The following is a 6,671-nucleotide window of genomic DNA, read 5'->3' as shown; positions in this document are numbered from 1 at the left end:
GGCGTCCGGTGCTGGCGGTGCTGAACAAGGCCGATCTGGTGGGCTCGCTGTCCGGGCGGGGCGCCGATAGCCCGATGGCGGCGGCGCGGGTGCGGTGCAGCCAGTTGTCGGAGCTGATCGGGGTGCCCATGACGCCGATGATCGGTCTGCTCGCGGTCGCCGCGCTGGACGACCTGGACAGCACCCTGTGGACGGCGCTGGCCATGCTCGCCGCCCATCCCGGCGGCACCGCCTGCTTCGATGGCTCCTTCGCCGGATTCCTGTCCGCCGACGCCCCGGTGCCGGCCCCGGTGCGTCAGTGCTTGCTCGATGCGCTCGACCTGTTCGGCACCGCGCTGGCGGTCGCCGCGTTCCGGCAGGGCCGGACCCCGGCGCAGGTTTTGACCTTGCTGCACCGAATGAGTGGTGTCGACGTCGTGCTGGCCAAACTCGGCGTGCTGGGCGCCGAGGTGCGCTATCGGCGGGTACTGGACGCCGTCGCGGAACTCGAGGCACTGGCCGCCGCCGGCGGCGGGCTCGGTGAGCAGATCAGCGGGTTTCTGTCCCGCGACGACACCGTGGTCGCGCGGATGGCGGCCGCCGTCGACCTTGCCGAGGCGGCCGGGCTGGATCCGGGCGCTCGGGGCCCGCTCGACGCGCATCGTGATCCGTCCGCGCATCTGCCGCGCGCGGTGCGTTGGCAGCGCTACAGCCGCGCGTCGGCAAGCGAACTGCACCGCGCCTGCGGCGCCGACATCGCCCGCGGGTCGCTGCGGCTGTGGTCGCAGGCCTGTGCGTCGTTGCCCGGGGAGGCGTGGTGAGCGGCCAAGCAGGCGGCGACCCCGTCGCCGAGGTGGATGCCCTAGTGGCAGCGGCGAGCCCCGGGCTGGATCCGCCCGCCATTCAGCGCCGGGACGTGGTGTTGGTGACCGGCCCGTGGATGGCCGGGGTCAGCGCGGTGGCCGACGCCCTGCGCAAACGGTTGCCGCAACACAAGTTCGTCGAGTCGGCGGATTTGGGCCCCGGCGAGGCCCCGTTGGCGGTGGTATTCGTCGTGTCCGCGGCGGCGAACCTGACGCCGTCGGACTGTGCGCTGCTGGAGGCCGCGACCGAGCACACCGATGCGGTGGTCGGCGTGGTGTCCAAGATCGACGTGCACCTGAACTGGCGCGACATCGTCGCAGCCAACTGCCAATCGCTGGGTGAGTACGCGCCCCGCTATTCGCGGGCGGCCTGGGTGGGTGCGGCCGCGCTGCCCGATCTGGGTGAGCCCGAAGTCGACGACCTGATCGACACCGTCGCGGCGCAACTCGATGACCCCGACCTCGCACGACGAAACAGGTTGCGGGCGTGGGAATCGCGACTGCAGACCGTTGCCCGGCGGTTCGACCGCGAGGTCGAGGGGTCCGGTCGGCGGGCCCGGGTCGAGGCGTTGCGCGACGAGCGCAGCGCCACGTTGCAGCAGCGGCGTCAGGCCAAAAGCGAGCGCACCATCACGATGCGCGGCCAGATCCAGCAGGCCAAAGTTGCGCTGTCGCACGCCGCGCGTAACCGCTGCGCGGCACTTCGCAGCGAACTGCAGGAATACGCCGCGGGTGTGTCGCGGCGCAACATGTCCGGCTTCGAGGCGGACACCGGTGACGAGTTGGACGAGGTGGTCGAAGAGGTCAGCCAAGACATCGACACCAAACTGGCCGAGGTCGCACAGGTGGTGGGCGTCCCGATGGAGCTGCCGCCGCTCGACAAGCTGCCGACGGTCGAGGTCTCGCCGCCGCCGCTGAAATCGCGCCGACACGAAACCTGGCTGATGATCCTGCTCGGTGTGGGGTTCGGGCTCGGAGTGGCGCTGACGCTGAGCCGGCTGATGAGCAGCCTGACCTCGCGGCTGAATCCCGCGCTGGCCGTGGTCGCGGCCCTGGCCTGTGTGGCGATCTCGGTGGCGCTCACCTTCATGGTGATCAACATTCGTGCGCTGCTGCACGACCGGGCGTTGTTGGACCGCTGGGCGGGGGACGTGACGGCCTCGCTGCAATCGGTGGTCGAGGAGTTGGTCGCCACCCGTGTGCTGGTCGCCGAGTCAGTGTTGAGCAAGGGCCTGCTGGCTCAGGACGAGGCCGAGAACGCGAAGGTGTCCGTCGCCGTCGGCGTCATCGACAACGAGCTGCGCGAGCACGCCCTGGCCGCCGCGCGGGCCACGGCCGCGCGCGATCGAGAGATGCCCGCGGTGGCCGCCGCCCTGGCGGTGGTACGTGCAGAACTGGGTGAACCGGGTATACGACCAGAGGAAAGTGCCGCCGAAGACGCCGGCGGTGACGGAACCGAAAAACCCGATTCGAGGAGCGAAGATGGCGACCCGTCGTGACCTTCTGAATCGTTGTTGTGAGAAGGCTTATACCTGCCCGCGACTTCCCCGACAAGATCCTCACGATAACCTGTAGTTAACGCCACCAAATCCTTAATTGTGTGGGCGAGAGCATAGCGAGCAACACCAGCCCGATACGCAGAAGATCCAGGAGAGTTCGATGACCTCAGCGACCATTCCCGGTTTAGACACAGCACCCACGAACCACCAGGGCCTGCTGTCATGGGTGCAGGAGGTCGCCGAGCTGACCCAGCCCGACCGGGTGGTTTTCGCTGACGGCTCCGACGACGAGTTCAATCGCCTGGCCGGCGAACTGGTCGAGGCCGGCACCTTGAAGAAGCTCAACGAGAAGAAGCACCCGAACTCCTACCTGGCGCTGTCCGACCCGTCCGACGTTGCCCGGGTCGAGTCGCGGACCTACATCTGTTCCGAGCGCGAGATCGACGCCGGGCCGACGAACAACTGGATGGACCCGTCCGAGATGCGGTCCACCATGACCGACCTGTACCGCGGCTGCATGCGCGGTCGCACCATGTGGGTGGTGCCGTTCTGCATGGGCCCGCTGGGTTCCGACGACCCCAAGCTGGGTGTGGAGATCACCGACTCCGAGTACGTCGTCATCTCGATGAAGGTGATGACCCGGATGGGCAAGGCCGCCCTGGAGAAGATCGGCGACGACGGGTTCTTCGTCAAGGCGCTGCACTCGGTCGGAGCGCCGCTGGAGCCGGGCCAAAAGGACGTGCCGTGGCCGTGCAACGACACCAAGTACATCACCCACTTCCCGGAGACCCGCGAGATCTGGAGCTACGGCTCCGGCTACGGCGGTAACGCGCTGCTGGGCAAGAAGTGCTACTCGCTGCGCATCGCCTCGGCGATGGCCCACGACGAGGGCTGGCTGGCCGAGCACATGCTGATCCTCAAGCTCATCTCCCCGGAGAACAAGGCCTACTACTTCGCCGCCGCGTTCCCGTCGGCGTGTGGTAAGACCAACCTCGCCATGCTGCAGCCGACCATCCCGGGCTGGCGCGCCGAAACGCTCGGCGACGACATCGCCTGGATGCGGTTCGGCAAGGACGGCCGCCTGTACGCGGTCAACCCCGAATTCGGCTTCTTCGGCGTCGCGCCGGGCACCAACTGGAAGTCCAACCCCAACGCCATGCGCACCATCGAGGCCGGCAACACCGTCTTCACCAACGTCGCGCTCACCGACGACAACGACGTGTGGTGGGAGGGCCTGGAGGGCGACCCGCAGCACCTGACCGACTGGAAGGGCCGCGACTGGACGCCCGATTCCGACGAGAAGGCCGCCCACCCCAACTCGCGCTACTGCACCCCGATGTCGCAGTGCCCGATCCTGGCGCCGGAGTGGGACGACCCGCAGGGCGTGCCGATCTCGGGCATTCTGTTCGGCGCCCGCCGCAAGACCACGGTGCCGCTGGTGACGCAGGCCCGCGACTGGCAGCACGGCGTGTTCATGGGAGCCACCATGGGCAGCGAGCAGACCGCCGCCGCCGAGGGCAAGGTGGGCACCGTGCGTCGCGACCCGATGGCCATGCTGCCGTTCCTGGGCTACCACGTCGGTGACTACTTCCAGCACTGGATTGACCTGGGCAAGAACTCCGACGAGTCCAAGCTGCCCAAGGTGTTCTTCGTCAACTGGTTCCGTCGCGACGAAGACGGCGGCTTCCTGTGGCCGGGCTTCGGCGAGAACAGCCGGGTGCTCAAGTGGATCGTGGACCGCATCGAGCACCAGGCGGGCGGCCAGGACACCCCGATCGGCATCGTGCCGACCGCCGACGACCTGGACCTCGACGGCCTCGACGTCGACGGCGATGACGTGGCCAAGGCGCTGGCGGTCAACCCGGCCGAGTGGCGCGAGGAACTGCCGCTTATCGAGGAGTGGTTCGAGTTCGTCGGCGACAAGCTGCCCACAGGTGTCCGCGACGAATTCGAGGCGCTCAAGCAGCGGCTCTCCGAAGCGGGCTGAGCCCTCTTCGGGGGCGGTGAGGGTAGACCTCAACCGCTAATCGTCTGCCGCCGTAGTGATCTCGGCAGGTACATTGCTCCCGCTCCGGTGCGGGCGGCAAGGTCGCCGGGATTGGAGATGGCGCAACGCTTCAGCGACAGGCAACCGCAACCGATGCATGAGTCCAGGTTGTCGCGCAGCGCGATCAACCCGGCGATCTGATCGTCGAGGCGCGCGCGCCAGATTTTGGATAGCCGGCTCCAGTCGGCGCGTGTTGGGGTTCGGCCGTCCGGAAGCGTGGCCAGTGCGTCGGCAATCTCATCCAGGCTCAGGCCGACGTTGCGGGCGGCCTTGATGAAGGCCAGGCGTCGCAGCATCTGCCGCTCGAAGCGGCGCTGGCCACCGGCGGTCCGGGTCGCCGCGATCAGGCCCTGGCTCTCATAGAACCGGATCGCCGATGCCGCGAAGCCGCTGCGCTTCGCTATCCCACTGACGGTGAACAGGTCTCGCTTATCCATTTGTGGCCTTCTCGACTTCGCGACTTGACTTAAAGTTTACTTCAACTATCAGTATGGGGGGATGACTCAACCAAGACAGCAACCTGTTGCGATTGTCACCGGCGCCTCGCGCGGCTTCGGAGGTGCGGTTACCGCCGCGCTGCTCCACCGCGGTTGGACCGTCGTCGGCGATGCCAGACGCGCCTCTAAACTGGAATCAACTGTCCGCAAACTAGATTCAAGGAAATTCATCGCGCTGCCCGGTGACGTCACTGATGCGTCACACCGTGCCGAGTTGGTCGCGACAGCATGCAATGCCGGTCGACTTGGCCTTTTGGTGAACAACGCCAGCCGGCTGGGGCCCAGCCCGCAACCGGTCCTCGCCGAGTACCCGGCGGGCGAGTTGTGGACGGTGTACCAGACGAACTTGTTCGCGCCGCTGGCCCTGATCCAGGCGACACTGCCGGCGCTCGCCGACACCGCCGGCGTGATCGTCAACCTGACCTCCGACGCCGCCGTCGAACCGTATCCCGGCTGGGGCGGGTATGGCTCGTCGAAGGCCGCACTCGACCAACTATCAGCCGTCCTGGCCGCCGAGGAGCCCGACGTCGCGGTGTACGCCTTCGACCCCGGTGACATGCGCACCGAGATGCACCAGGCCGCCTTCCCGGGCGAGGACATCTCGGACCGAGCCGAGCCGGAGTCCGTCGTGCCGGCCTTGCTCCGATTGCTCGACAGCCGGCCCCCGGCGGGCCGCTACCGAGCCGTCGACCTGTCGTTATCCGGAGCGCCGCGATGACTCTGGCGGCTCCGCGCACCCGCTTCCACCGCGCCCCGGGCTCCGATGCCATCGAGCCGCCCGAAGCGCACGGCGTCGCCCGCGACGCGGTGAAGCTGCTGGTCGCCCGCCCGGACGGCGTCAGCCACATCCGCTTCGCAGACCTCGGCGCTCACCTGCGACCGGGCGATCTGCTGGTGGTGAACAACTCCGCCACTATGCCCGCCGCGGTGGACGGCCGCCGCGACGGCCGGCCCATCGCCGTGCACTTCTCGACCCGGCGAGCCGAGAGGCGCTGGGTGGTGGAGCTGCGGCCCGCGGGGGAGGCGGCCGGACACCTCCCGGACGTCCGGCCGGGCGAACGTATCGACCTGCCCGGCGGAGCGGCGCTCGTTATCGTGTCGTCCTATCCGGAAGCCGGAGGCGTGGGCGCGCGGCTGTGGACCGCGCGGGTCGTTGTGGAGGGTGACGTCGCGTCGTACCTGGCCCGGCACGGCCGGCCCATCCGGTACTCGTATGTGCCAAGGCCGTGGCCGCTGCGCTACTACCAGACGGTATTCGCCAAAAAACCCGGCAGTGCTGAAATGCCGAGTGCAGCAAGGCCGTTCAGCGCTGAACTGGTCACCGACCTGGTGGCGTCCGGCATCGCGATCGCGCCGATCACGCTCCACGCGGGGGTCTCGTCGGCGGATGCCGGCGAGCCACCGGTCGCCGAACCCTTCCACGTGCCGGCCGCGACCGCGCGACTGGTGAACTTCACGCGCGCGACCGGTGGACGGGTGATCGCGGTCGGAACGACGGTGACGCGCGCTCTGGAGTCCGCCGCTACCGCGGACGGCGTGGTGCGGCAGGTGGACGGCTGGACAGATCTGGTGCTCGGCCCCGGTCGGCCGTGCCGGGTGGTCGACGGCCTGATCACCGGATGGCACGACGCGGGCGCCTCGCACCTGTTGTTGCTGGAGGCGGTGGCCGGTCCCGAGCTGGTCGCCAGGGCGTATCGACAGGCGGTGGAACACGGCTACCTGTGGCATGAATTCGGCGACAGCGCGCTGCTACTGCCCGCGCCGGTGACCACTTAACACCCGTCAA

The 6,671-nt window shown here is 68.4% G+C and carries 6 protein-coding genes; 5 read left to right on the top strand and 1 reads right to left on the bottom strand.

Annotation, left to right across the window (positions count from 1 at the left end; all coding sequences use genetic code 11):
* The 3 genes from A5625_RS06245 to A5625_RS06235 form a co-directional block, all read left to right on the top strand.
* On the top strand, window positions 1–800 hold an 800-nt coding region (locus A5625_RS06245), incomplete at its 5' end, for a hypothetical protein (RefSeq protein ID WP_066990296.1).
* Entirely contained in the window at window positions 797–2,341 is a 1,545-nt protein-coding gene (locus tag A5625_RS06240; RefSeq protein ID WP_197515990.1) for a hypothetical protein, read from the top strand. The genes A5625_RS06245 and A5625_RS06240, both read left to right, overlap by 4 nt.
* A gap of 160 nt (window positions 2,342–2,501) precedes the next feature.
* The gene (locus A5625_RS06235) at window positions 2,502–4,328 is read left to right on the top strand and encodes a phosphoenolpyruvate carboxykinase (GTP) (RefSeq protein ID WP_066990279.1); all 1,827 of its coding nucleotides are present in this window, start codon (window positions 2,502–2,504) and stop codon (window positions 4,326–4,328) included.
* Between the two features lie 29 nt (window positions 4,329–4,357).
* On the opposite strand, the gene soxR is transcribed toward A5625_RS06235, so the two are convergent.
* On the bottom strand, window positions 4,358–4,825 hold the full coding sequence (soxR, locus tag A5625_RS06230) for a redox-sensitive transcriptional activator SoxR (RefSeq protein ID WP_066990276.1): 468 nt from the start codon (window positions 4,823–4,825) through the stop codon (window positions 4,358–4,360).
* A gap of 61 nt (window positions 4,826–4,886) precedes the next feature.
* Between soxR and A5625_RS06225 the strand changes: the two genes are divergently transcribed.
* Both A5625_RS06225 and A5625_RS06220 read left to right on the top strand, forming a co-directional pair.
* Entirely contained in the window at window positions 4,887–5,603 is a 717-nt protein-coding gene (locus A5625_RS06225; RefSeq protein WP_066990273.1) for an SDR family oxidoreductase, read from the top strand.
* Window positions 5,600–6,661 (top strand): S-adenosylmethionine:tRNA ribosyltransferase-isomerase, encoded by a 1,062-nt coding sequence (locus A5625_RS06220; protein ID WP_066990271.1) that lies wholly within the window; start codon window positions 5,600–5,602, stop codon window positions 6,659–6,661. Before A5625_RS06225 ends, A5625_RS06220 begins: the two co-directional genes overlap by 4 nt.
* The last annotated feature ends 10 nt before the right edge of the window (window positions 6,662–6,671 follow it).

The organism is Mycobacterium sp. 1465703.0 (assembly GCF_001672975.1).
Lineage (GTDB): Bacteria > Actinomycetota > Actinomycetes > Mycobacteriales > Mycobacteriaceae > Mycobacterium.
The sequence above is the reverse complement of the archived record's forward strand: the minus strand, read 5'-3'. Positions and strand labels throughout refer to the sequence as shown.

What these genes read in the sequence shown, in the direction of transcription:
- A5625_RS06235 (WP_066990279.1), top strand. Translation starts at nt 2,502, where the DNA reads ATGACCTCAGCGACCATTCCCGGTTTAGACACAGCACCCACGAACCAC.
- soxR (WP_066990276.1), bottom strand. Translation starts at nt 4,825, where the DNA reads ATGGATAAGCGAGACCTGTTCACCGTCAGTGGGATAGCGAAGCGCAGC.
- A5625_RS06225 (WP_066990273.1), top strand. Translation starts at nt 4,887, where the DNA reads ATGACTCAACCAAGACAGCAACCTGTTGCGATTGTCACCGGCGCCTCG.
- A5625_RS06220 (WP_066990271.1), top strand. Translation starts at nt 5,600, where the DNA reads ATGACTCTGGCGGCTCCGCGCACCCGCTTCCACCGCGCCCCGGGCTCC.